Below are 24,161 nucleotides of genomic sequence, written 5' to 3' on the forward strand. Positions count from 1 at the left end.
AAGATGACGAGTTGAATAAAAAGAAACCAGTTGTTAATCGACTCGTTTAACCCCTTTTATCTGTGTATAGAATAAAAATGCTCTCTAAGTGGCGCATATTTCATAATTTGGCGAGGTGAATCGGTTCAGATTGAGTATTTTGCGTTTCATTAAAGTTAAAACTGCCTCTTTATGGGTAATAATTTCATTTGGGCAAAGTTACATTTCTGAAACGTTATTTCTGTAAGGTTGTTAAAATGTGCCGGGTTTAATGATTTCAATCAAAACCAATATGGACACAAGGTGAATACTTTGTTACTTTAGCGATACGAACATGAAATTGGTAAGACCAATTTACTCCGGGCAAAAGGCGTAAGACAGGGAATATGGCCTACAGCAAAATTCGCCAACCTAAACTTTCTGATGTGATAGAGCAGCAGCTGGAGTTTTTAATCCTCGAGGGGACACTGCGCCCCGGCGAAAAACTCCCGCCTGAACGCGAGCTGGCAAAACAGTTCGACGTTTCCCGCCCCTCGCTGCGTGAGGCGATCCAACGTCTCGAAGCCAAGGGCCTGCTGCTTCGTCGCCAGGGCGGCGGAACTTTTGTGCAAAACAGCCTGTGGCAGAGCTTCAGCGATCCGCTGGTAGAACTTCTCTCTGACCACCCAGAATCCCAGTTTGACTTGCTTGAGACCCGTCACGCGCTTGAAGGCATCGCGGCTTATTACGCGGCCCTGCGCAGCAATGATGCCGATCGCGACCGTATTCGCGAACTGCATCAAGCCATTGAACGGGCACAGCAGTCCGGCGATTTAGACGCCGAGTCCGATGCCGTTGTCCAGTATCAAATCGCTGTTACCGAAGCAGCCCACAATGTTGTGCTCCTCCATCTGCTACGCTGCATGGAGCCGATGCTGGCCCAGAACGTTCGTCAGAATTTTGAATTGTTGTATGCCCGTCGGGAAATGCTCCCACTGGTAAGCAACCATCGCACCCGAGTATTCGAGGCGATAATGGCCGGGGAGCCGGAGCAGGCGCGTGAAGCGTCGCACCGTCACCTGGCTTTCATTGAGGAAATCTTGCTGGACCGCAGCCGTGAACAGTCGCGTCGCGAACGTTCATTACGCCGCATACAGCAACGAAAGGATTAAGCGCCAGTTTTTTAGAGCGCGGCAACTAAACGCAGAACCTGTCTTATTGTGTTTTCTGGCGAAAATACAATGGGACAGGTTCCAGACAAATCAACGTATTAGATAGATAAGGAATACCCCCATGTCAGAACGTCTCCAAAATGACGTGGATCCGATCGAAACTCGCGACTGGCTACAGGCGATCGAATCGGTCATCCGTGAAGAAGGTGTTGAGCGCGCTCAGTATCTGATTGATCAGCTGCTTTCTGAAGCTCGCAAAGGCGGCGTGAAAGTGGCTGCAGGTGCAGGGGCTAACAACTACGTAAACACGATTGCCGTCGAAGACGAACCGGAATACCCGGGCAATCTGGATCTGGAACGTCGTATCCGTTCTGCAATCCGCTGGAACGCCATCATGACCGTTCTGCGCGCATCCAAGAAAGACCTGGAACTGGGTGGCCACATGGCATCCTTCCAGTCTTCTGCCACCGTTTACGAAGTGTGCTTTAACCACTTCTTCCGTGCGGCCAACGAGAAAGACGGCGGCGACCTGGTGTACTTCCAGGGCCACATCTCTCCGGGCATCTATGCACGTGCCTTCCTGGAAGGTCGTCTGACTGAAGAGCAGATGAACAACTTCCGTCAGGAAGTTCACGGTAAAGGTCTGTCTTCTTACCCGCACCCTAAACTGATGCCTGAATTCTGGCAGTTCCCGACCGTATCCATGGGTCTGGGTCCAATCGGTGCGATCTATCAGGCTAAATTCCTGAAGTATCTGGAACACCGTGGTCTGAAAGACACCTCTGAGCAAACCGTTTACGCCTTCCTGGGCGACGGCGAGATGGATGAGCCAGAATCTAAAGGTGCGATCACCATCGCAACCCGTGAGAAGCTGGACAACCTGTGCTTCATCATCAACTGTAACCTGCAGCGTCTGGATGGTCCGGTAACCGGCAACGGCAAGATCATCAACGAACTGGAAGGCATCTTCGCAGGTGCTGGCTGGAACGTGATTAAAGTCATGTGGGGCGGTCGTTGGGATGAGCTGCTGCGTAAAGACACCAGCGGTAAACTGATCCAGCTGATGAACGAAACCGTTGACGGCGACTACCAGACCTTCAAATCCAAAGACGGTGCCTACGTGCGTGAGCACTTCTTCGGCAAATACCCTGAAACCGCCGCACTGGTTGCAGACTGGACTGATGAGCAGATCTGGGCGCTGAACCGTGGTGGTCACGATCCGAAGAAAGTCTACGCTGCACTGAAAAAAGCGCAGGAAACCAAAGGTAAAGCGACCGTCATCCTGGCCCACACCGTTAAAGGCTACGGCATGGGTGATACCGCTGAAGGTAAAAACATCGCTCACCAGGTTAAGAAAATGAACATGGACGGCGTGCGTTATATCCGCGACCGTTTCAACGTTCCAGTAACCGATGAGCAGGTTGAAAACCTCTCTTACATCACCTTCCCGGAAGGTTCTGAAGAGCACAAGTACCTGCACGAACGTCGTCAGGCGCTGAAAGGCTACCTGCCTGCTCGTCAGCCTAACTTCACCGAGAAACTCGAACTGCCTGCGCTGGAAGACTTCTCTCAGCTGCTGGAAGAGCAGAACAAAGAGATCTCTACCACCATCGCTTTCGTGCGTGCCCTGAACGTGATGCTGAAGAACAAGTCGATCAAAGATCGTCTGGTTCCAATCATCGCCGACGAAGCGCGTACTTTCGGTATGGAAGGTCTGTTCCGTCAGATCGGTATCTACAGCCCGAACGGCCAGCAGTACACCCCGCAGGACCGTGAGCAGGTTGCATACTACAAAGAAGACGAGAAAGGCCAGATCCTGCAGGAAGGTATCAACGAGCTGGGTGCAGGCGCGTCCTGGCTGGCTGCTGCGACCTCTTACAGCACCAACAACCTGCCGATGATTCCGTTCTACATCTACTACTCCATGTTCGGTTTCCAGCGTATCGGTGACCTGTGCTGGCAGGCTGGCGACCAACAGGCTCGCGGCTTCCTGGTCGGTGGTACTTCCGGTCGTACGACTCTGAACGGTGAAGGTCTGCAGCACGAAGATGGTCACAGCCACATTCAGTCTCTGACTATCCCTAACTGTATCTCTTACGACCCGTCTTACGCGTACGAAGTGGCAGTCATCATGCACGACGGTCTGACCCGTATGTACGGTGAAGCGCAAGAGAACATTTACTACTACATCACCACGCTGAACGAAAACTACCACATGCCGGCTATGCCGGAAGGTGCCGAGGAAGGTATCCGTAAAGGTATCTACAAACTCGAAACCCTCGAAGGTAGCAAAGGTAAAGTTCAGCTGCTGGGCTCCGGTTCTATCCTGCGTCACGTTCGTGAAGCGGCTCAGATCCTGGCGAAAGACTACGGTGTGGGTTCCGATGTCTACAGTGTGACCTCCTTCACTGAACTGGCGCGTGATGGCCAGGATTGTGAACGCTGGAACATGCTGCACCCAATGGAAACTCCGCGCGTTCCGTACATCGCTCAGGTGATGAACGATGCACCAGCGGTGGCATCTACTGACTATATGAAACTGTTCGCTGAGCAGGTTCGTACTTACGTACCAGCGGATGATTATCGCGTTCTGGGTACTGACGGCTTCGGTCGTTCTGACAGCCGCGAAAACCTGCGTCACCACTTCGAAGTTGATGCTTCTTACGTGGTTGTAGCAGCCCTGGGCGAACTGGCTAAACGTGGCGAAATCGATAAGAAAGTGGTTGCGGATGCAATTACCAAATTCAACATCGATGCAGAAAAAGTTAACCCGCGTCTGGCGTAAGAGGTAAAAGAATAATGGCTATCGAAATCAATGTACCGGACATCGGGGCTGATGAAGTTGAAATCACCGAGATCCTGGTCAAAGTAGGCGACAAAGTTGAAGCTGAACAGTCGCTGATCACCGTAGAGGGTGACAAAGCCTCTATGGAAGTCCCGTCTCCTCAGGCTGGCATCGTTAAAGAGATCAAAGTCTCTGTTGGCGATAAAACCGAGACCGGTAAACTGATCATGATTTTCGATTCCGCCGACGGTGCAGCTGATGCTGCACCTGCTAAGGCAGAAGAGAAGAAAGAAGCCGCTCCGGCTGCAGCACCTGCTGCTGCGGCAGCGAAAGACGTTAATGTGCCTGACATCGGCGGTGACGAAGTTGAAGTCACTGAAATCCTGGTGAAAGTAGGCGACAAAGTTGAAGCTGAACAGTCCCTGATCACCGTAGAAGGCGACAAAGCCTCTATGGAAGTCCCGGCGCCGTTCGCGGGTACCGTTAAAGAGATCAAGATCAACACCGGTGACAAAGTCTCTACCGGCTCCCTGATCATGGTCTTTGAAGTGGCTGGCGCTGAAGGCGCGGCTCCGGCGAAAGCCGAAGCGGCTCCGGCACAGGCGGCTGCACCAGCAGCGGCTGGCGGTGCGAAAGATGTTAACGTACCGGACATCGGCGGTGACGAAGTTGAAGTGACCGAAGTGATGGTAAAAGTGGGCGACAAAGTTGCCGCTGAACAGTCACTGATCACCGTTGAAGGCGACAAGGCTTCTATGGAAGTCCCTGCGCCGTTCGCCGGTACCGTTAAAGAGATCAAAATCAGCACCGGCGACAAAGTCTCTACCGGTTCTCTGATTATGGTCTTCGAAGTAGAAGGCGCTGCACCTGCGGCCGCTCCGGCTGCCGCTGCTGCTCCAGCTCCGGCTGCTGCACCGGCTCAGGCTGCTAAACCTGCTGCGGCCCCTGCTGCAAAAGCGGAAGGCAAATCTGAGTTCGCTGAAAACGACGCTTACGTCCACGCAACACCGCTGATTCGTCGCCTGGCGCGCGAGTTCGGTGTGAACCTGGCGAAAGTGAAAGGGACCGGTCGTAAAGGTCGTATCCTGCGCGAAGACGTTCAGAGCTACGTGAAAGACGCGGTGAAACGCGCCGAAGCTGCACCTGCTGCAGCCGCTGGCGGCGGTATCCCGGGCATGCTGCCATGGCCAAAAGTGGACTTCAGCAAGTTCGGCGAAATCGAAGAAGTGGAACTGGGCCGTATCCAGAAAATCTCTGGTGCTAACCTGAGCCGTAACTGGGTGATGATCCCGCACGTTACTCACTTCGACAAGACCGATATCACCGATCTGGAAGCGTTCCGTAAACAGCAGAACGCCGAAGCTGAGAAGCGTAAACTGGATGTGAAATTCACCCCAGTGGTCTTCATCATGAAAGCGGTTGCTGCGGCGCTGGAACAGATGCCTCGCTTCAACAGCTCCCTGTCTGAAGATGGCCAGAAGCTGACGCTGAAGAAATACATCAACATCGGTGTTGCGGTTGATACGCCAAATGGTCTGGTTGTTCCGGTCTTCAAAGACGTGAACAAGAAGAGCATTACCGAGCTGTCCCGTGAACTGACCACCATCTCCAAAAAAGCGCGTGATGGTAAGCTGACTGCCGGCGAAATGCAGGGCGGCTGCTTCACTATCTCCAGCATCGGCGGCCTGGGTACTACCCACTTCGCGCCGATTGTGAACGCGCCGGAAGTGGCGATCCTCGGTGTGTCCAAGTCCGCGATGGAGCCGGTGTGGAATGGTAAAGAGTTTGTGCCGCGTCTGATGATGCCAATCTCTCTCTCCTTCGACCACCGCGTGATCGACGGTGCTGATGGTGCGCGTTTCATCACCATCATCAACAACACCCTGAGCGACATTCGCCGCCTGGTGATGTAATCGAAAAGCCGGCCAGTCGGCCGGCTTTTTTCTGGTAACCTCGGCGCGTCAGCAAGGTTACTGCGAAAGCGAGAATTCATGAGCCGTTTGTTGTTTCAAAATTGTTAACAATTTTGTAAAATACGGGCGGATAGAACGACCCGGTGGACGACGGGTATAAATTAAGAGGTCATGATGAGCACAGAAATCAAAACTCAGGTCGTAGTACTTGGGGCAGGCCCGGCAGGTTATTCCGCAGCATTCCGCGCGGCGGATTTAGGTCTGGAAACCGTCATCGTAGAACGTTACAACACCCTTGGCGGTGTTTGTCTGAACGTCGGCTGTATCCCTTCTAAAGCGCTGCTGCACGTAGCGAAAGTTATCGAAGAAGCCAAAGCACTGGCTGAACACGGTATCGTCTTCGGTGAGCCGAAAACTGACATCGACAAAATTCGTACCTGGAAAGAGAAAGTTATCACTCAGCTGACCGGCGGTCTGGCGGGTATGGCCAAAGGCCGTAAAGTGAAAGTGGTAAACGGTCTGGGTAAATTCACCGGCGCGAATACCCTGGAAGTGGAAGGCGAGAACGGTAAAACCGTGATCAACTTCGACAACGCGATCATCGCCGCGGGTTCTCGTCCAATCGAACTGCCGTTCATTCCACATGAAGATCCACGCGTGTGGGACTCTACCGATGCGCTGGAGCTGAAAGAAGTGCCTAAGCGCCTGCTGGTTATGGGTGGCGGTATCATCGGTCTGGAAATGGGTACTGTGTACCACGCGCTGGGTTCAGAGATTGACGTGGTTGAAATGTTCGACCAGGTTATCCCGGCTGCAGATAAAGACATCGTTAAAGTCTTCACCAAGCGCATCAGCAAGAAGTTCAACCTGATGCTGGAAACCAAAGTGACTGCCGTTGAAGCGAAAGAAGACGGTATTTACGTTTCCATGGAAGGCAAAAAAGCCCCTGCTGAACCACAGCGTTACGACGCCGTGCTGGTGGCAATCGGCCGTGTGCCGAACGGTAAAAACCTCGACGCGGGCAAAGCTGGCGTGGAAGTGGACGACCGTGGCTTCATCCGCGTTGACAAGCAGCTGCGTACCAACGTGCCGCACATCTTTGCTATCGGCGACATCGTCGGTCAGCCAATGCTGGCGCACAAAGGTGTTCACGAAGGTCACGTTGCCGCGGAAGTTATCGCTGGCATGAAGCACTACTTCGATCCAAAAGTGATCCCATCTATCGCCTACACTGAGCCAGAAGTTGCCTGGGTTGGTCTGACTGAGAAAGAAGCGAAAGAGAAAGGCATCAGCTACGAAACCGCCACCTTCCCGTGGGCTGCTTCTGGCCGTGCTATCGCTTCCGACTGCGCAGACGGTATGACCAAGCTGATCTTCGACAAAGAATCTCACCGTGTGATCGGTGGTGCGATTGTCGGCACCAACGGCGGCGAGCTGCTGGGCGAAATCGGCCTGGCGATCGAAATGGGCTGTGACGCTGAAGACATCGCGCTGACCATCCACGCTCACCCAACTCTGCACGAGTCCGTGGGCCTGGCGGCAGAAGTGTTTGAAGGTAGCATCACCGACCTGCCAAACGCTAAAGCGAAGAAGAAGTAAGTTTCTTCAGCCTGATGTTAAACGCCTCTTCGGAGGCGTTTTTTTTCGTGTAAACTACCTGATTTGGTTGCTATATCCTTGATATTTTCCTAAAAATCCCCTCACCGCTGCCGATAACATTTTCTTACATTGTTGGTTGATCGGCTCATCGTTATGATGCGCCGGATTATTATTACCAGGTAAAGGAAAACATATGTCTTTTAAGAAAGTAGCGGTAGTTGGCTTACTGGCAGCGACGATGACGCTGGCCGGATGCGGGGCAATGACCACCGCGGTGAAGAAACGTAATCTGGAAGTTAAAACCCAGATGAGCGAAACCGTCTGGCTGGAGCCTTCCAGCGAAAAAACGGTCTACATTCAGGTGAAAAATACATCTGATAAAGACATGAGCAACCTGCAGGCTCAGCTGGCGAACGAGCTGACGGCGAAGGGCTATAAGGTGACCAGTTCTCCCGACAGCGCCTACTACTGGGTGCAGGCGAACGTGCTGAAAGCGGACAAAATGGACCTTCGCGAAGCGCAGGGCTTCCTGAAAACTGGCTATGAAGGTGCCGCCGTAGGTGCCGCGCTGGGTGCCGGTATCACTGCGTATAACAGCAACTCCTCCGGTGCCGCGCTGGGCGTGGGCCTGGCGGCAGGCCTGATCGGCATGGCGGCGGATGCGATGGTAGAAGATGTGAACTACACCATGGTCACCGATCTGCAGATCTCCGAGCGCAGCAAGGCGAAAGTGACCACTGACAACATCGCGGCGCTGCGTCAGGGGACGTCCGGCGTGAAGCTGCAGACCAGCAGCGAGCAGGGCGATCGCGCGAAGTACCAGACCCGCGTGGTGTCGAATGCCAACAAGGTGAACCTGAAGTTTGAAGAGGCGAAGCCGGTGCTTGAAGCGCAGCTGGCAAAATCGGTTGCCAATATTCTGTAATAAGATGGCCGGATAGAGGGAAGCCTTATCCGGCCTTCACGTTAATGCTTTACGGCGCGACGGGCAGCCAGGCACTATCAGGGCTGAATGCGGTTAATGCCTGTGCTTTTAGCGCGGTATCGCTGCCCAAATTCGTCTCGTATACCCTGTCGCTCTGATTAACCACAAAGCTCATCACCCCCGTCTGTCCGTAGCTGACCGGCCAGGCGACCATTGCAAAGCCTTGCTTATCGGGCAGGATCTTGAATCGATAACCGTGATAGCCTGCGCCGGGTTCTGCCGGGCTAAACGCAGGCCCCAGCGGGCTGGGCGCTTCGCCGGGCAATACGGGCCAGTAAAGGCCATCTTTTTTCCCCTTAGAGCTGACGATTTTCGCCGCGTAGGTCTGGTTGAGGGCGAAATAGCTTTGCTGGGCGTCCACGTAGGCATGCAGCTCTTCGATGGCGGCAAGCTCGTTGCGCCCGATTTCGCGCGTCAAAATTTCGTCCGCGGCCTGCTGAATATCAAACTGCCAGCCGTTTGACGTTTTCACGACGGGGATCGGCAGCAGCCAGGCGTTCTCTCCCACAATCAGGTGCGCCGTATCGCCGCTAACAATCGTGGTGTGTTTCACCTTCCAGTCGCGCAGGAAGCGAGCGACGGCTTCGCGGTCAACGCCCTCCGGCGGCAGAACGTTGCGCCAGTTTTCACCAAGCAGATTTCCCATCGCACCTTCATTCTGCTCGCTGATGGCCTGCGTTAAGGCATCGGTAGCTTGTTCAGGCGTGCTGAACTGCTGTTGCGCCACGGCGACGGTGGATGCCATGAACAGCGCCACACCGCTGAGTAAAGTCATCTTCATGTTAGCTCTCTTAACGATGGCGAATATCATGAGGTAAAGGTCGCGCGGCCGGTAACGGATGCTGCGATATATGCGTAGCGAGCTGCCGGCTTTGCAGGCCGCGCTGCTGCTGGGCACGCCAGCTTGCCGCGCGGCTTTCGTTCCCGCTGAGGGCATTGGCCCTGAACGTCTGGTGCTGCAGCGAGGAGGGCTGAAGGGCATGCTGTCCGTGCGTTTCGCCGGAGAGCGCGTGCGGTTTCGCAGCGTCGTAGCCGCGGAAGTTATTTCGCTGCGAAATCTGCTTAAGCTGCTGACTGGACGGCTGATGCTGCAAAGGTCGGGTAGCCTGGAGCTGTGAAAGCGATTTCCTCGTCGACTTTTGCACCTGCGCCATCGCCGCCTGCCGCTGGGTGTCGCGACTGGCAGCCTGATGCGGCGTGACGCTCAGCCCCGTGGGCGTGCTCGTTGGATGAAACTGGCTGGCGATCTTACCGTTGGGGTAAGGTACGCCGTTACGGTAGCCAGGGTTGTGCTGCCAGAGCATATTGTTGTCCGTGCGGTGCTCGCCCGTAATCTTATTGAAATTATTCACATTGATATTGATGTTATCGCCGTTATGGGTGTAACCATCGTGGTGATAGTCGTCATGGTGGTGGTCATCATCATGGTGATGATCGTCGTCGTCCCAGTCGATATTGCTAAACAGCGCGTACGTGGTGGCAACCCCGAGGCTGAAGCCCAGCCCGTTCACAAAGCTATTGCTGAACTGCTCGCCGGGAGAGGGCGGCAGGTACACCGGAGGGTAGCTGGCGTTTGGCCATGCTCCGTAGACAGTGGACGGATTATAGGTCGGTACGTAAACAACCTGAGGATCGGCAGGTTCGATTTTTATAATCGTCGGGCTGGCAGGTGCTATCGCAGCGGCTGTTGTGCTTTGGACTGGCGCCGATTTTTTCTCCACGCTCACCGTCTGCTGTGGCGACGATTTAAGCGCGCCGGTCTGCTGCGCCAGCGCGCGCAGCCGCTGCACGGAGCCCATCACGTCTTTTGGCTGGGCAAGAAACGCGTTGCCGAGGTTCTGCACCCATTCAGGGTTACCGCCCAGCAGCGACATCAACTGCGGGAAAGCGACCAGCGACTTCACGCTGGCATCCCACGGCTGGCTGGAAACCGCCTGAATCGCCGCATCGCCCTGCAGTTTTGGATTGTCCTGCGACCACTGCGCGGCCTGAATCACGTTTGACGGATAGGTTGAGGCCATCAGGAGCTGTGACAGGAGCGCGTCCGGGTAGAGCGCAATCGGCGCCGTCCACTGGTCCAGCTGTGCCGCCGTGTAGGTCGGGGCGATAACCGGTGCAGGCGGCGCGGCCGGTGGGGCAGGCTGCTGCTGAGAAACTGGCGCGGGCGTTTCGGTTGCGCGGCTTTTGACGAACATCACGCCCGAGGCGGCGAACAGCCCGGCACTGCACAGAAGGACAAGCAGAGGGGGCTTAAAGGGCATCTTCATAATATGACTCCAACGAAACCAGCGCTGTGTCGCGCGGCGTTACGGTTGGCGCGAGTATTATTCACCCGCCTTTTTACTTTTTGACTTTTATTGGTAATGGCCCGGTACATCCGGACAAAGAGTGTGAGTATTTATTACGCAATTATATCGGATGGCTGAAAAGGCATTGGGTAAATCAGATGACCGCTTTGGCGAGCGGCCAGCAGCCACCGGGACATGCAGAGCCCGGCAATTCGGGTTTTGCCGCAAATCTGCCAGCCCGGTGTGCTACCACCCTAAGGCAACAAATTAACCGCTTTTAGGCGGTTTTTTTGTGCCCTGAACACGCTCTCTTTCCCTGCTATACCATTCTTAACGATTCAGCAAAGTATTTAATGTTGCTTTTTTGTAAACAGATTAACACTGTGCAGAAATCCTGCTATGCTGCCCGACGCGGTATCGGGCATTTACCCTACAAACTGCTGTCTCACAGGAGCGTGAAGAGAACGCCGGCCGCATATGACAATGAGAGCGAGGAGAACCGTCGTGCTAGAAGAATACCGTAAGCACGTAGCAGAACGTGCCGCCGAGGGAATTGTACCCAAACCTTTAGATGCAACCCAAATGGCCGCGCTCGTCGAGCTGCTGAAGAATCCGCCTAAGGGCGAAGAAGAATTCCTGTTAGATCTGTTGATCAACCGTGTACCGCCTGGCGTAGATGAAGCTGCCTATGTCAAAGCCGGATTCCTTGCCGCCATTGCTAAAGGCGATGCGACCTCCCCCCTGGTTACTCCTGAAAAAGCGATTGAACTGCTCGGCACCATGCAGGGCGGCTATAACATTCATCCGCTGATTGATGCGCTGGATAACGACAAGCTGGCACCGATTGCCGCGAAAGCGCTCTCTTCAACGCTGCTGATGTTCGATAACTTCTACGATGTGGAAGAGAAAGCGAAAGCGGGCAACGTCTACGCGAAGCAGGTGATGCAGTCCTGGGCCGATGCCGAATGGTTCCTGAACCGTCCTGCGCTGGCTGAAAAAATCACCGTTACCGTCTTCAAAGTGACCGGTGAAACCAACACCGATGACCTCTCTCCGGCACCGGATGCGTGGTCTCGCCCGGATATCCCTCTGCACGCCCTGGCGATGCTGAAAAACGCCCGTGAAGGTATCGAGCCGGATCAACCTGGCAGCGTGGGCCCGATCAAGCAGATCGAAGCCCTGCAGCAGAAAGGTTTCCCGCTGGCCTACGTTGGTGACGTTGTGGGTACCGGCTCTTCCCGTAAATCTGCAACCAACTCCGTGCTGTGGTTCATGGGCGATGATATCCCTCATGTGCCGAACAAACGCGGCGGCGGTCTGTGCCTCGGCGGCAAAATTGCACCTATCTTCTTTAACACCATGGAAGATGCGGGCGCGCTGCCGATCGAAGTGGATGTCTCTAACCTGAACATGGGCGACGTGATTGACGTTTACCCGTTCAAAGGCGAAGTGCGTAACCACGAAACCAACGAACTGCTGGCCAGCTTCGCGCTGAAAACCGACGTGCTGATTGACGAAGTCCGCGCCGGTGGCCGTATTCCGCTGATCATTGGCCGTGGCCTGACCACCAAAGCGCGTGAAGCGCTCGGTCTGCCGCACAGCGATGTGTTCCGTCAGGCGAAAGACGTGGCTGAAAGCAGCCGTGGTTTCTCTCTGGCACAGAAAATGGTTGGCCGCGCGTGCGGCGTCGCGGGCGTCCGTCCGGGCGCGTACTGCGAACCGAAGATGACCTCTGTCGGTTCTCAGGATACCACCGGCCCAATGACCCGTGACGAACTGAAAGACCTGGCGTGCCTGGGCTTCTCTTCCGATCTGGTGATGCAGTCCTTCTGCCACACGGCGGCCTATCCGAAGCCGGTTGATGTGACCACGCACCACACGCTGCCAGACTTCATCATGAACCGTGGCGGTGTCTCCCTGCGTCCGGGCGATGGCGTTATCCACTCCTGGCTGAACCGCATGCTGTTGCCAGATACCGTGGGTACCGGCGGTGACTCCCACACCCGTTTCCCAATCGGGATCTCCTTCCCGGCGGGCTCCGGTCTGGTGGCCTTCGCCGCTGCGACCGGCGTTATGCCACTGGATATGCCGGAGTCCGTGCTGGTGCGCTTCAAAGGCAAAATGCAGCCGGGTATCACGCTGCGAGACCTGGTTCACGCCATCCCGCTGTACGCTATCAAACAGGGTCTGCTGACCGTTGAGAAGAAGGGCAAGAAAAACATCTTCTCTGGCCGTATCCTGGAGATCGAAGGTCTGCCGGATCTGAAAGTGGAGCAGGCGTTCGAACTGACCGATGCCTCCGCTGAGCGTTCTGCTGCAGGCTGTACCATCAAGCTGAACCAGGCGCCGATTGAAGAGTATCTGACCTCCAACATCGTCCTGCTGAAGTGGATGATTGCCGAAGGCTATGGCGATCGTCGTACCCTTGAGCGTCGTATTCAGGGCATGGAAAAATGGCTGGCAGATCCGCAGCTGCTGGAAGCTGATGCTGATGCAGAATACGCGGCCGTGATCGACATCGATCTGGCTGATATCAAAGAGCCGATCCTCTGTGCACCGAACGATCCGGACGATGCGCGTCCACTCTCTGCAGTGCAGGGCGAGAAGATCGACGAAGTGTTCATCGGTTCCTGTATGACCAACATCGGCCACTTCCGTGCTGCCGGTAAGCTGCTGGATACCCATAAAGGCCAGCTGCCAACCCGCCTATGGGTGGCACCGCCAACCCGTATGGACGCGGCTCAGCTGACCGAAGAGGGCTACTACAGCGTGTTTGGTAAGAGCGGTGCGCGTATCGAAATCCCTGGCTGCTCCCTGTGCATGGGTAACCAGGCGCGCGTGGCGGACGGTGCGACGGTGGTCTCCACCTCTACCCGTAACTTCCCGAACCGTTTAGGTACCGGTGCAAACGTCTTCCTGGCCTCTGCGGAGCTGGCGGCGGTTGCGGCGCTGATTGGCAAGCTGCCAACGCCGGAAGAGTACCAGACCTTTGTGGCTCAGGTTGATAAGACGGCTGTTGATACCTATCGCTATCTGAACTTCGATCAGCTCTCTCAGTACACCGAGAAAGCGGACGGGGTTATCTTCCAGACGGCAGTATAAACAGCAAAACCGTCTCCACGAGACGGTTTTTAGTGTTTGCACCCTCTCCCGTGGGAGAGGGACGGGGTGAGGGCATCAGGCCGCAGGGTTTTGCTCTCACCTTTTTATTTTCATTCCTTCCCCCCTCCACGCTTTTTTTCTTCCTCTCTGCTGCGATAATTACCCTAATGGCTTTGCAGAGGAAAACACCATGGATTACGAATTTCTGCGCGATATCACCGGTGTGGTGAAAGTGCGCATGTCGATGGGCCACGAAGTGGTCGGGCACTGGTTCAATGAAGAAGTGAAAGAGAACCTTGCCCTGCTGGATGAAGTGGAACAGGCGGCACGCACCGTGAAAGGCAGTGAGCGCTCATGGCAACGCGCCGGGCATGAATACACTCTGTGGATGGACGGCGAAGAGGTGATGGTTCGCGCTAATCAACTGGAGTTTTCCGGCGACGAAATGGAAGAGGGGATGAACTACTACGACGAAGAGAGCCTGTCGCTGTGCGGCGTAGAGGATTTCCTGCAGGTGGTGGCCGCTTACCGCGACTTTATGAAACAGAAATAATGGACCGGAGCATCCCTGCTCCCGGTACCTTTTATACGGCCGGAATATTGCGGCCGTAATAAATCTCGCGCATCTCTTTCCAGAGCAGGTCGGTAATGACCTTACGCTCTTCTTCGCTTAAATCTTCCGGTTTGGTATGGAACATGTAGTGCTTAAGGTCGAAATCCTTTAGCAACATTTTGGTATGGAAGATATTTTCCTGGTAAACATTCACGTCCACCATGTCGTACAGCGCTTTCATATCTTCGGACATGAAGTTCTGAATCGAGTTTATTTCATGATCGATAAAGTGCTTCATCCCGTTGATATCACGTGTAAAACCACGTACGCGATAGTCGACGGTCACAATATCGGATTCAAGTTGATGAATCAGGTAATTCAGCGCTTTTAATGGTGAAATCACCCCGCAGGTCGAGACTTCAATATCGGCGCGGAACGTGCAAAGGCCGCCTTCAGGGTGGCTTTCCGGATAGGTATGTACGCAGATATGGCTTTTATCGAGGTGAGCCACCACCGTTTCAGGTAGCGGACCTGGGTGTTCAGTCTGGTCAATAAGCTTGGGATCGATCGGCTCTTCACTGACCAGAATGGTCACGCTGGCGCCTTGCGGTTCATAATCCTGGCGTGCAACGTTCAGGATATTGGCGCCGATAATTGAGCAGGTTTCTGACAAGATTTCAGTCAGGCGGTTGGCGTTGTAGAGTTCATCGATATAGGCGATATAACCATCGCGCTCTTCCGCTGTCTTTGCATAGCAGATATCGTAGATACAAAAACTCAGGCTTTTGGTCAGGTTGTTAAAGCCATGCAGTTTAAGCTTTTTCAATTTAGCTCACCCCCTTAGATGTCAGTGCGTCTTTCAGATATTGTGGTAGTGCGAATGCTGCGGTATGAACCGCGGGATTATAGTAGCGGCAGGTCAGATTAGCCTGATGGAAGCGCGCCTGGATAATTTCAGTGGAGAGGTGGCGCAGGGCTTCGTTATCCGTGGCCCAGGCAAACGTCATCACGCCGCCGTAGTAGGTCGGAATCGCCGCCTGGTAGAAGCTCACATCGGCAAAGTAATTGCTCAATTTGCGGTGGCTATCGAGGGCTTCGTCCTGCTGCAGGAAGCAGACGCCATTCTGGGCAACAAAGATGCCGCCAGGTTTCAGGCAGCGCTTGCAGCCCTCATAAAATGCTGAGGTAAACAGGCTCTCACCGGGGCCGATAGGGTCGGTACAGTCGGAGATGATTACGTCAAAGGTCTGCGTGGTCTGATTAACAAAGTTAATCCCATCATCGATGACCAGGCTAAAGCGCGGATCGTCGTAGCTGCCCGCGTTGTGGTTGGGTAAATACTGGCGACAGAAGGAGACCACGCCGGCATCAATTTCCACCATGGTGATGCTTTCAATCGACTTATGACGCGAGACTTCGCGCAGCATCGCGCCATCGCCGCCGCCGATGATCAGAACATGTTTGGCGTGGCCGTGAGCCAACAGCGGGACGTGGGTCATCATTTCGTGATAGATGAATTCATCACGTTCGGTGGTTTGTACAACGCCATCCAGCGCCATCACGCGGCCAAAAGCCGTGTTCTCGAAGATAATCAGATCCTGATGATCGGTCTTTTCATGATACAGCACGTTATCAACGGCAAAGTACTGCCCAAAGTGATCGTGCAGCGTTTCATGCCACAGCGCATTTTTGGTCATTGGTGATACCTCCTTTGTTAACACCCGAGAAAACCAGGCGCAACATCATAGCTAACAACCCCGGGGGTTGCACGGCCATAATTTCAACAAGGAGGCGTCAGAAAGGTTACTTTACGTAGGCAAGAAGACTCAACGAGTCGCGGGCCAGCGCTTTGCATTTTTTTGCGGTAGGAATGCCGATGCCGCTAAGATCGCGGTAGCTATCTTCACCGAGCGCCTTCATGTCAAAGCTATCGTAGTTGCTGAGATCCCACTGGTTTTGCTGGGCAAAAAAGACTAAAGCACGACGAATCTGTCCGTTGGGTAAATTCTGGTAGCCGCAATCGTTTTTCAGAAACACAAACACTGCCGTCAGATCCGCCATATCTTCGGCTTCATTTTCACTCAGCGCATAGCTATTTGCGCAACTAATCATAAGGCTGCTGAACAGAATTGTGCGGAAAAACGTCTTCATTGCTTCTACCAATACGTCACGGAAATTCAACGTTAGCACACTTCCCGCCGGTGCGACGATCTTTATTCTGTCTGCACTTATTGACCTTCCGCTAAGGGGAGGGTTTATGCTCTGATACCCGTCTGCTGGAATTAAGGAAATGAACATGCAACGCCGTGATTTTTTAAAATATTCTGCTGCGCTGGGTGTCGCCAGCGCGCTTCCGCTCTGGAGTCGTGCGGTATTTGCCGCCGACAGGCCCGCTTTGCCTATCCCTGACTTAATCGCTCCCGATGCACGAAATCAAATCCGTCTGGTCGTCCAGCAGGGGAAAACCACCTTTGGCCCACATCAGGCCACCACATGGGGCTATAACGGTAATCTGCTCGGCCCGGCTCTCCAGCTGCGCCAGGGTAAAGCTGTTACCGTTAATATTCACAATACCCTCGCTCAGGAGACCACGCTTCACTGGCACGGGCTGGAAGTGCCCGGCGAGGTGGATGGTGGGCCGCAGGGGGTTATCAAACCAGGCGGTCAGCGCACGGTCTCTTTTACGCCGCAACAGCGTGCGGCAACCTGCTGGTTTCACCCCCATCAGCACGGCAAAACCGGCCATCAGGTGGCGATGGGATTAGCCGGCCTGGTGCTGATTGAAGACGATGAAAGCCGATTGCTGCGTCTGCCGAAGCAGTGGGGCATCGATGATGTGCCAGTGATTGTGCAGGACAAGAAGTTTACCGCCGACGGGCAGATCGATTATCAGCTCGACGTGATGAGCGCAGCCGTAGGCTGGTTTGGCGACACGCTGTTAACCAACGGTGCGATTTATCCTCAGCACAGCGCACCCAAAGGCTGGCTGCGTCTGCGCCTGCTCAACGGGTGTAACGCCCGCTCCCTCAACTTTGCTACCAGCGACAAGCGCCCGCTGTATGTGGTGGCGAGCGACGGCGGTCTGCTGCCGGAGCCGGTTAAGGTAAGCGAGCTGCCGATGCTGATGGGCGAACGCTTTGAGGTGTTGGTGGATATCAGCGACGGTAAGGCATTTGACCTGGTGACCCTGCCGGTCAGCCAGATGGGGATGGCCGTTGCGCCATTTGATAAGCCGCATCCGGTATTGCGCGTCCAGCCGCTCCTGGTGGCGGCCTCCGGCACGCTACCCGATAAACTGGCCAGCCTGCCGGCGTTACCCGCGCTGGAGGGGCTTGCAGAGCGTAAGCTGCAGCTTTCGATGGACCCGATGCTCGATATGATGGGCATGCAGGCCCTGATGAAGCGCTATGGCCATCAGGCAATGTCCGGTATGCAGCACGGGCAGATGGAAGGCCATATGAATATGGATCACGGCAAGATGGGCGGCATGAACCACGGCGGGCATGGATTCGATTTGCACAATGCCAATATGATCAACGGCAAAGCTTTCGTTATGAACACCCCGATGTTCGCGGCGACCAAAGGGCAGTATGAACGCTGGTTCATCTCCGGCGAGGGGGACATGATGCTGCACCCGTTCCACATCCACGGTACCCAGTTCCGCATTCTCTCGGAAAACGGCAACGCGCCTGCCGCGCATCGTTCAGGCTGGAAAGATACCGTGAAGGTAGAAGGGGGCGTGAGCGAGGTGCTGGTGAAGTTTGATCACGATGCACCGAAGGCGTTTGCTTATATGGCGCACTGTCATCTGCTGGAACATGAAGATACGGGAATGATGCTGGGGTTCACGGTTTAGCTCTGAGCTGACTAAAGCCCTCACCCTGGCCCTCTCCCATGGGGAGAGGGGACAAACACTAAAAACGGCAACCGAGGTTGCCGTTTTGCTTTGACCCGGTGCGGCCTGATGCCCTCACCCTGGCCCTCTCCCACGGGGAGAGGGGACAAACACTAAAAACGGCAACCGAGGTTGCCGTTTTGCTTTTATTCGGTGCGGCCTGATGCCCTCACCCTGACCCTCTCCCACGGGGAGAGGGGACAAACACTAAAAACGGCAACCGAAGTTGCCGTTTTGCTTTTACTTTGTGTCGTCCGGCAGGGCATAAGCAACAATGTAGTCGCCCATCTTCGTACCAAACGAACCGTGACCACCTGCAGAGATGACAACATACTGCTTGCCATTCACTTCATAGGTCATCGGCGTGGCTTGTCCACCCGCTGGCAGACGGCCTTGCCACAGCTTCTCACCGTTGGTCATGTTGTACGCACGCAGGTAGTTATCTGCGGTTGCGGCAATGAACAGCACGTTACCGGCGGTAGAGATTGGGCCACCCAGCATTGGCATACCCATATTGAACGGCACAGGAACCGGCATCGGGAACGGCATGCTGTCCTGCGGCGTACCAATACGTTTTTTCCAGACAACCTGATTGGTTTTCAGATCCAGCGCAGAGATGTAACCCCAGGCAGGCTGTTTACACGGCAGGCCAAACGGAGAGAGGAACGGGTTCAGCGTCACGCCATACGGCACGCCATACTGCGGCTGAATACCGGCTTCGGTACCGCTGCCTTTCGCATCTTTCGGCTGCTCCATTGGGTTGCCCGGGCCGCGCGGAATCAGTTTCGAGACAAACGGCAGGGCCATCGGGTTAGCAATTGCCACCTGACGGTTAGGGTCAACGGAGATCCCGCCCCATTCGAACATCCCCAGGTTACCCGGGAAGACCAGCGTGCCCTGTTCAGACGGTGGTGTGAAGATACCTTCATAGCGCAGCTGATGGAACATCACGCGGCACACCAGCTGGTCAAACATGGTGGCACCCCACATGTCTGCACCGCTGAGGTCTTTCTTCGGACGGAAGCTCAGGTTAGAGAACGGCTGCGTTTTGCTGACGTAGTCGCCTTTGGCTGCGCCCTGTGGAACCGGTTTTTCCGGAGCAGGGACGACCAGCTTACCGTTGCTGCGATCCAGCACGAAGATGTTGCCGGTTTTCGCCGGAGCATAGATCACCGGAACGGTTTTACCGTTAACGGTAATGTCCGCCAGCGTCGGCTGGGACGGCATATCCATATCCCACAAATCGTGGTGAACGGTCTGATAGCTCCATGCCAGCTTACCGGTGGTCGCGTTCAGCGCCACGATGGCGCTCGCGTAGCGCTCCTGCTCCGGCGTACGGTTACCGCCCCAGATATCCGGCGTGGACACGCCCATCGGCAGGTAGACCAGGTCCAGCTTCGCGTCATACGCGGCAGGGGCCCAGGAGTTTGGCGAGTTAAAGGTAAAGGTGTGTTCGTCTGACGGGATCGCGTTTGGATCTTTCGCGCCCGGGTCGAAGGCCCACAGCAGTTTACCAGTATTCACGTCAAAACCACGGATAACGCCCGAGGTTTCGCGGGTAGAGAAGTTATCCGTTACCGAACCGGCAATCACGATGGTTTTATCGGTGATGATTGGCGGAGAGGTCGGTTCATACAGACCCGGCGTGGTGTCCGGCATGTTGGTCTGTAGATTCAGGATACCCTTGTTAGCGAAGGTTTCACACAGCTTGCCCGTTTCGGCGTTGATGGCAAACAGACGACCATCGTTGACCGGCAGCATAATACGGCGCGGACAGTCGGCAATGACTTCCGGGCTGGCATTATCGGCACGCGCTTCGTGGTAAGAGACACCGCGGCAGGTAACGTGCTGGAACGACGGGTTGGAGTTCAGCTGCGGATCGAAGTGCCATTTCTCTTTACCGGTGGCCGCGTCGAGCGCGAACAGACGCTGGTGCGCCGTACACAGGTAAAGCATGTTGCCCACTTTGATTGGCGTCACTTCGTTGGTCAGCTCGCCCGGATCGTTAGGCATTTTCAGGTCGCCAGTACGGAAGACCCAGGCTTCTTTCAGATCTTTAACGTTATCGGCGTTGATCTGTTTTAGCGGAGAGTAACGCTGACCTTCCTGGTTACGCCCGTAAGCCGGCCAGTCGCCATCAGCCACCTGCGAAATCGCTGCGGCAGGCGTCGATTCGTTGCTCAGGGTGCCTTTGACTTCCTGCGGATCGTTAAAACCCGCCCATGTCAGAATGCCACCGCTGATTAACAGCGCCACGACCAGCGCCGCAACGGCACCGCTGGACGGCACCCAAAGACGACGCCATACGAATGGCAGGATCAGCCAGATGCCAAAGAAGACCAGGATGTCACTGCGCGGCGTCAGTGCCCAGAAATCGAAACCGACTTCCCAGACGCCCCAAATCATTGTTGCAAGGAGCAGGGCGGCATACAGCCACAGTGCTGATTGCTTTCTACGCCACAGCAGGACGGTGACGCCAACCATCACCAGACCCGCGATCGGGTAGTACCAGGAGCCGCCAATTGCGACCAGCCAGACGCCACCGATTAACAGATACAGCGCGCAGAAAGCTGCGAACACCGCCGTTAATGTCACCAGTAGACGGGGCTGTTGAGATTTTGTTTCAGCCATAGAAGATGTACTCGTCAGTTTTGTTAATTATTTGCTAGCAATTAATTATAGGTATTAACAAGTGTGATCGGAATCACAAATTTTGCTTTTTATATCTCATGCGCCAGGGCTATCCATTTGCTGTTATAATGGCCCGCTTGTGAATCGATGACGGACGCAGGTTCATCCGCATTGAGAGATGTGTTTTACAATCAAACGGTTAGTAATATGAAACATACTGTTGAAGTGATGATCCCGGAAGCGGAGATCAAAGCGCGTATCGCCGAGCTGGGCCGTGAAATTACCGCGCATTATAAAGACAGCGGTTCTGATATGGTGCTGGTGGGACTGTTACGCGGTTCCTTCATGTTTATGGCCGACCTGTGCCGTGAAGTCCAGGTATCCCATGAAGTCGATTTTATGACCGCCTCCAGCTATGGCAGCGGCATGTCGACAACCCGCGATGTGAAAATCCTCAAAGATCTGGATGAGGATATTCGCGGTAAAGATGTACTGATCGTTGAGGACATCATCGACTCTGGCAACACGCTCTCCAAAGTGCGCGAAATCCTGAGCCTGCGTGGGCCGAAATCCCTCGCCATCTGTACCCTGCTGGATAAACCGACCCGTCGTGAAGTAGACGTGCCGGTAGAGTATATCGGTTTCTCTATCCCGGATGAGTTCGTTGTGGGCTACGGTATCGACTACGCTCAGCGTTATCGCCATCTGCCTTACATCGGCAAAGTGGTGCTGCTGGACGAGTGATCGGCTGGATGAGATCCGTAAGAGACAAACGGCAACACTGAGGTTGCCGTTTTGTTTTTCGGGCGCTTACTTGTGATTAACGTGCTTCTGTCTCAGGTTGGCAATCCCGGAACGATAGCGTTGCTCCAGCGTCTCGCGGTTGGTGGCGGTCACTTCCAGATTGCGCAGCAAGCCATCATGAATTCCGTACGCCAGGCCGTGAATGGTCACCTTTTGCCCGCGCTTCCACGCTGACTGCATGATTGTTGAGTGGCCCAGGTTGTACACCTGCTCCATGACGTTGAGTTCACACAGGGTATCGAGGCGGCGCTCCTGCGGCATTTCTCCCAGCAGTGAGCTATGTTTGAACCAGATATCGCGGATGTGCAGCAGCCAGTTGTCAATCAGCCCCAGTTCCGTGTTTTCAACCGCCGCCTGAACGCCGCCGCAGCCGTAGTGGCCACAGATAATGATATGTTCGACTTCCAGAACATCGACGGCATATTGCACGACAGAGAGACAGTTAAGGTCGGTATGGATGACCAGGTTGGCGACGTTACGGTGGACAAAAAGTTCGCCGGGTTCAAGGCCGGTGAGCCGCTCAGCAGGAACGCGGCTGTCAGAACACCCTATCCATAAAAAGCGCGGTTTCTGCGCCTGCGCCAGCGTTTCGAAAAAGCCGGGATCCTCTTCCACCAGCATTTTTGACCATAGTGCATTATTGCTGATGAGTGTATCTATGTCTTTCATGGCGGTTAACGGCCTGTAACCAAGTGAGTGCGTTGCGCTAATATAGGGCAACGTGATTTTTTTTAAAACCACACTCGATGTGAAAGAACTTAAGGTAAGTCTAATCCATGACGATTGCACTGGAGCTTGAACAGCTTAAGAAAACCTATCCCGGCGGCGTTCAGGCGCTCCGTGGTATAGATCTGAAGGTGGAGGCCGGTGATTTTTACGCGCTTCTGGGGCCTAACGGGGCAGGAAAATCCACCACTATCGGCATTATCAGCTCACTGGTTAATAAAACCTCTGGCCGGGTCAGCGTCTTCGGCTACGACCTGGAAAAAGATGTCGTCAATGCCAAGCGTCAACTGGGGTTGGTGCCGCAGGAGTTCAACTTCAACCCGTTCGAGACCGTACAGCAGATCGTCGTAAACCAGGCGGGCTATTACGGGGTTGAGCGCAAAGATGCCGTTGAGCGTAGCGAAAAATACCTGAAACAGCTCGACCTGTGGGAAAAGCGCAATGAGCGTGCACGGATGCTCTCCGGCGGTATGAAGCGCCGTCTGATGATTGCCCGTGCGCTGATGCACGAGCCAAAGCTGCTGATACTTGATGAACCGACCGCGGGTGTCGATATCGAGCTGCGTCGTTCCATGTGGGGGTTCCTGAAAGATCTGAACGACAAAGGCACCACCATTATTCTGACAACTCACTACCTCGAAGAGGCGGAGATGCTGTGCCGTAATATCGGCATCATTCAGCATGGCGAGCTGGTGGAAAACACCTCCATGAAAAATCTGCTCTCAAAGCTGAAGTCAGAGACCTTTATTCTCGATCTGGCGGCGAAAAGCGCGCTGCCGAAGCTGGAAGGCTATCAATACCGGCTGGTGGATACGTCCACGCTTGAAGTGGAAGTTCTGCGTGAGCAGGGAATTAATAGCGTATTTAGTCAGCTGAGTGCCCAGGGAATTCAGGTGTTGAGTATGCGTAACAAAGCCAACCGACTGGAAGAGCTGTTCGTCTCGCTGGTCCATCAGAAACAAGGAGAAAGCGCATGATGCAGCTTTACTGGGTGGCGCTGAAGAGTATCTGGGCCAAAGAGATCAATCGCTTTATGCGTATCTGGATCCAGACGCTGGTGCCGCCGGTGATCACCATGACCCTCTATTTCATCATCTTCGGCAATCTGATTGGGTCGCGAATTGGTGAGATGCACGGCTTTACTTACATGCAGTTCATCGTGCCTGGTCTGATTATGATGGCGGTGATCACCAACGCCTACGCCAACGTGGCATCGTCGTTCTTCAGCGCCAAGTTCCAGCGCAACATTGAAGAGTTGCTGGTGGCACCGGTACCGACGCATGTGATCATCGCCGGTTACGTAGGAGGCGGGGTAGCGCGTGGCTTATGCGTAGGGGTACTGGTAACGGCAATTTCACTGTTCTTTGTGCCGTTCCAGGTACACTCCTGGCTGTTTGTCGGGCTGACGCTGCTGTTAACGGCAGTACTCTTCTCGCTGGCAGGCCTGCTCAATGCTGTCTTTGCGAAAACCTTTGATGATATCAGCCTGATCCCCACGTTCGTGCTGACGCCGCTGACCTACCTCGGCGGGGTGTTCTACTCGCTGACGCTGCTGCCGCCGTTCTGGCAGGCGCTGTCACACCTGAACCCCATCGTCTACATGATTAGCGGTTTCCGTTTCGGTTTCCTTGGCATCTCTGATGTGCCGTTGGTGACGACAGTGGGCGTGCTGGCGATCTTTATCGTGGCGTTTTATCTTCTCTGCTACACCCTGATTCAACGGGGACGCGGCCTGCGTACCTAACCTTCC

At 54.7% G+C, this 24,161-nt stretch carries 18 protein-coding genes; 11 read left to right on the forward strand and 7 right to left on the reverse strand.

Going from position 1 to position 24,161, the window contains the following annotated elements; genetic code table 11:
- Positions 1–365 precede the first annotated feature (365 nt).
- From pdhR to traT, 5 genes are all read left to right on the forward strand, one after another.
- On the forward strand, positions 366–1,130 hold the full coding sequence (gene pdhR / locus B2Q93_RS20820) for a pyruvate dehydrogenase complex transcriptional repressor PdhR (RefSeq protein WP_040077141.1): 765 nt from the start codon (positions 366–368) through the stop codon (positions 1,128–1,130).
- Positions 1,131–1,251: 121 nt separating this feature from the next.
- On the forward strand, positions 1,252–3,915 hold the full coding sequence (gene aceE, locus B2Q93_RS20825; protein WP_040077140.1) for a pyruvate dehydrogenase (acetyl-transferring), homodimeric type: 2,664 nt from the start codon (positions 1,252–1,254) through the stop codon (positions 3,913–3,915).
- A gap of 14 nt (positions 3,916–3,929) precedes the next feature.
- A complete protein-coding gene (aceF, locus tag B2Q93_RS20830; RefSeq protein WP_046884974.1) occupies positions 3,930–5,828 on the forward strand; it encodes a pyruvate dehydrogenase complex dihydrolipoyllysine-residue acetyltransferase in 1,899 nt (632 codons plus the stop codon).
- A 174-nt stretch (positions 5,829–6,002) separates the two neighbouring features.
- Positions 6,003–7,427, forward strand: coding sequence for a dihydrolipoyl dehydrogenase (gene lpdA / locus B2Q93_RS20835; RefSeq protein ID WP_046884973.1), 1,425 nt, complete (start codon positions 6,003–6,005; stop codon positions 7,425–7,427).
- A 193-nt stretch (positions 7,428–7,620) separates the two neighbouring features.
- The gene (traT, locus tag B2Q93_RS20840) at positions 7,621–8,352 is read left to right on the forward strand and encodes a conjugal transfer complement resistance protein TraT (RefSeq protein ID WP_046884972.1); all 732 of its coding nucleotides are present in this window, start codon (positions 7,621–7,623) and stop codon (positions 8,350–8,352) included.
- A 49-nt stretch (positions 8,353–8,401) separates the two neighbouring features.
- Here traT and B2Q93_RS20845 read toward each other — a convergent pair whose 3' ends face one another.
- Both B2Q93_RS20845 and B2Q93_RS20850 read right to left on the reverse strand, forming a co-directional pair.
- Positions 8,402–9,193, reverse strand: coding sequence for a DUF2950 family protein (locus tag B2Q93_RS20845; RefSeq protein ID WP_286934376.1), 792 nt, complete (start codon positions 9,191–9,193; stop codon positions 8,402–8,404).
- A gap of 10 nt (positions 9,194–9,203) precedes the next feature.
- The gene (locus B2Q93_RS20850; RefSeq protein ID WP_286934378.1) at positions 9,204–10,679 is read right to left on the reverse strand and encodes a DUF3300 domain-containing protein; all 1,476 of its coding nucleotides are present in this window, start codon (positions 10,677–10,679) and stop codon (positions 9,204–9,206) included.
- Between the two features lie 525 nt (positions 10,680–11,204).
- Here B2Q93_RS20850 and acnB point away from each other — a divergent pair.
- Complete coding sequence (acnB, locus tag B2Q93_RS20855) at positions 11,205–13,802, forward strand: bifunctional aconitate hydratase 2/2-methylisocitrate dehydratase (protein ID WP_286783704.1); 2,598 nt, start codon at positions 11,205–11,207, stop codon at positions 13,800–13,802.
- Between the two features lie 190 nt (positions 13,803–13,992).
- Positions 13,993–14,355, forward strand: coding sequence for a protein YacL (gene yacL / locus B2Q93_RS20860; protein WP_040077132.1), 363 nt, complete (start codon positions 13,993–13,995; stop codon positions 14,353–14,355).
- 31 nt (positions 14,356–14,386) lie between these two features.
- Here yacL and speD read toward each other — a convergent pair whose 3' ends face one another.
- From speD to B2Q93_RS20875, 3 genes are all read right to left on the reverse strand, one after another.
- Positions 14,387–15,181, reverse strand: a complete 795-nt coding sequence (gene speD / locus B2Q93_RS20865) for an adenosylmethionine decarboxylase (RefSeq protein ID WP_040077131.1) — start codon at positions 15,179–15,181, stop codon at positions 14,387–14,389.
- Position 15,182: 1 nt separating this feature from the next.
- A complete protein-coding gene (gene speE / locus B2Q93_RS20870; RefSeq protein ID WP_286934382.1) occupies positions 15,183–16,052 on the reverse strand; it encodes a polyamine aminopropyltransferase in 870 nt (289 codons plus the stop codon).
- A 106-nt stretch (positions 16,053–16,158) separates the two neighbouring features.
- Positions 16,159–16,506: a YacC family pilotin-like protein gene (locus B2Q93_RS20875; protein ID WP_040078596.1), complete on the reverse strand. Its 348-nt coding sequence runs from the start codon at positions 16,504–16,506 to the stop codon at positions 16,159–16,161.
- 145 nt (positions 16,507–16,651) lie between these two features.
- Between B2Q93_RS20875 and cueO the strand changes: the two genes are divergently transcribed.
- On the forward strand, positions 16,652–18,211 hold the full coding sequence (cueO, locus tag B2Q93_RS20880; RefSeq protein WP_286934384.1) for a multicopper oxidase CueO: 1,560 nt from the start codon (positions 16,652–16,654) through the stop codon (positions 18,209–18,211).
- A gap of 279 nt (positions 18,212–18,490) precedes the next feature.
- Here the strand turns inward: cueO and B2Q93_RS20885 are convergent, their stop codons facing one another.
- Entirely contained in the window at positions 18,491–20,881 is a 2,391-nt protein-coding gene (locus B2Q93_RS20885) for a glucose/quinate/shikimate family membrane-bound PQQ-dependent dehydrogenase (protein ID WP_286934387.1), read from the reverse strand.
- Between the two features lie 207 nt (positions 20,882–21,088).
- Here B2Q93_RS20885 and hpt point away from each other — a divergent pair, with 207 nt between their 5' ends.
- On the forward strand, positions 21,089–21,625 hold the full coding sequence (gene hpt / locus B2Q93_RS20890; protein ID WP_046884965.1) for a hypoxanthine phosphoribosyltransferase: 537 nt from the start codon (positions 21,089–21,091) through the stop codon (positions 21,623–21,625).
- Positions 21,626–21,691: 66 nt separating this feature from the next.
- Here the strand turns inward: hpt and can are convergent, their stop codons facing one another.
- On the reverse strand, positions 21,692–22,354 hold the full coding sequence (can, locus tag B2Q93_RS20895) for a carbonate dehydratase (RefSeq protein ID WP_040077126.1): 663 nt from the start codon (positions 22,352–22,354) through the stop codon (positions 21,692–21,694).
- Positions 22,355–22,461: 107 nt separating this feature from the next.
- Between can and B2Q93_RS20900 the strand changes: the two genes are divergently transcribed.
- Positions 22,462–23,388 (forward strand): ABC transporter ATP-binding protein, encoded by a 927-nt coding sequence (locus B2Q93_RS20900; protein WP_040077125.1) that lies wholly within the window; start codon positions 22,462–22,464, stop codon positions 23,386–23,388.
- A complete protein-coding gene (locus B2Q93_RS20905) occupies positions 23,385–24,155 on the forward strand; it encodes an ABC transporter permease (protein WP_040077124.1) in 771 nt (256 codons plus the stop codon). The genes B2Q93_RS20900 and B2Q93_RS20905 overlap by 4 nt, the downstream gene beginning before the upstream one ends.
- Positions 24,156–24,161: the final 6 nt, after the last annotated feature.

The sequence above is a fragment of the Leclercia sp. UBA5958 genome (genome assembly GCF_002430365.1).
In the GTDB taxonomy this organism is placed as follows: domain Bacteria; phylum Pseudomonadota; class Gammaproteobacteria; order Enterobacterales; family Enterobacteriaceae; genus Enterobacter; species Enterobacter pneumoniae.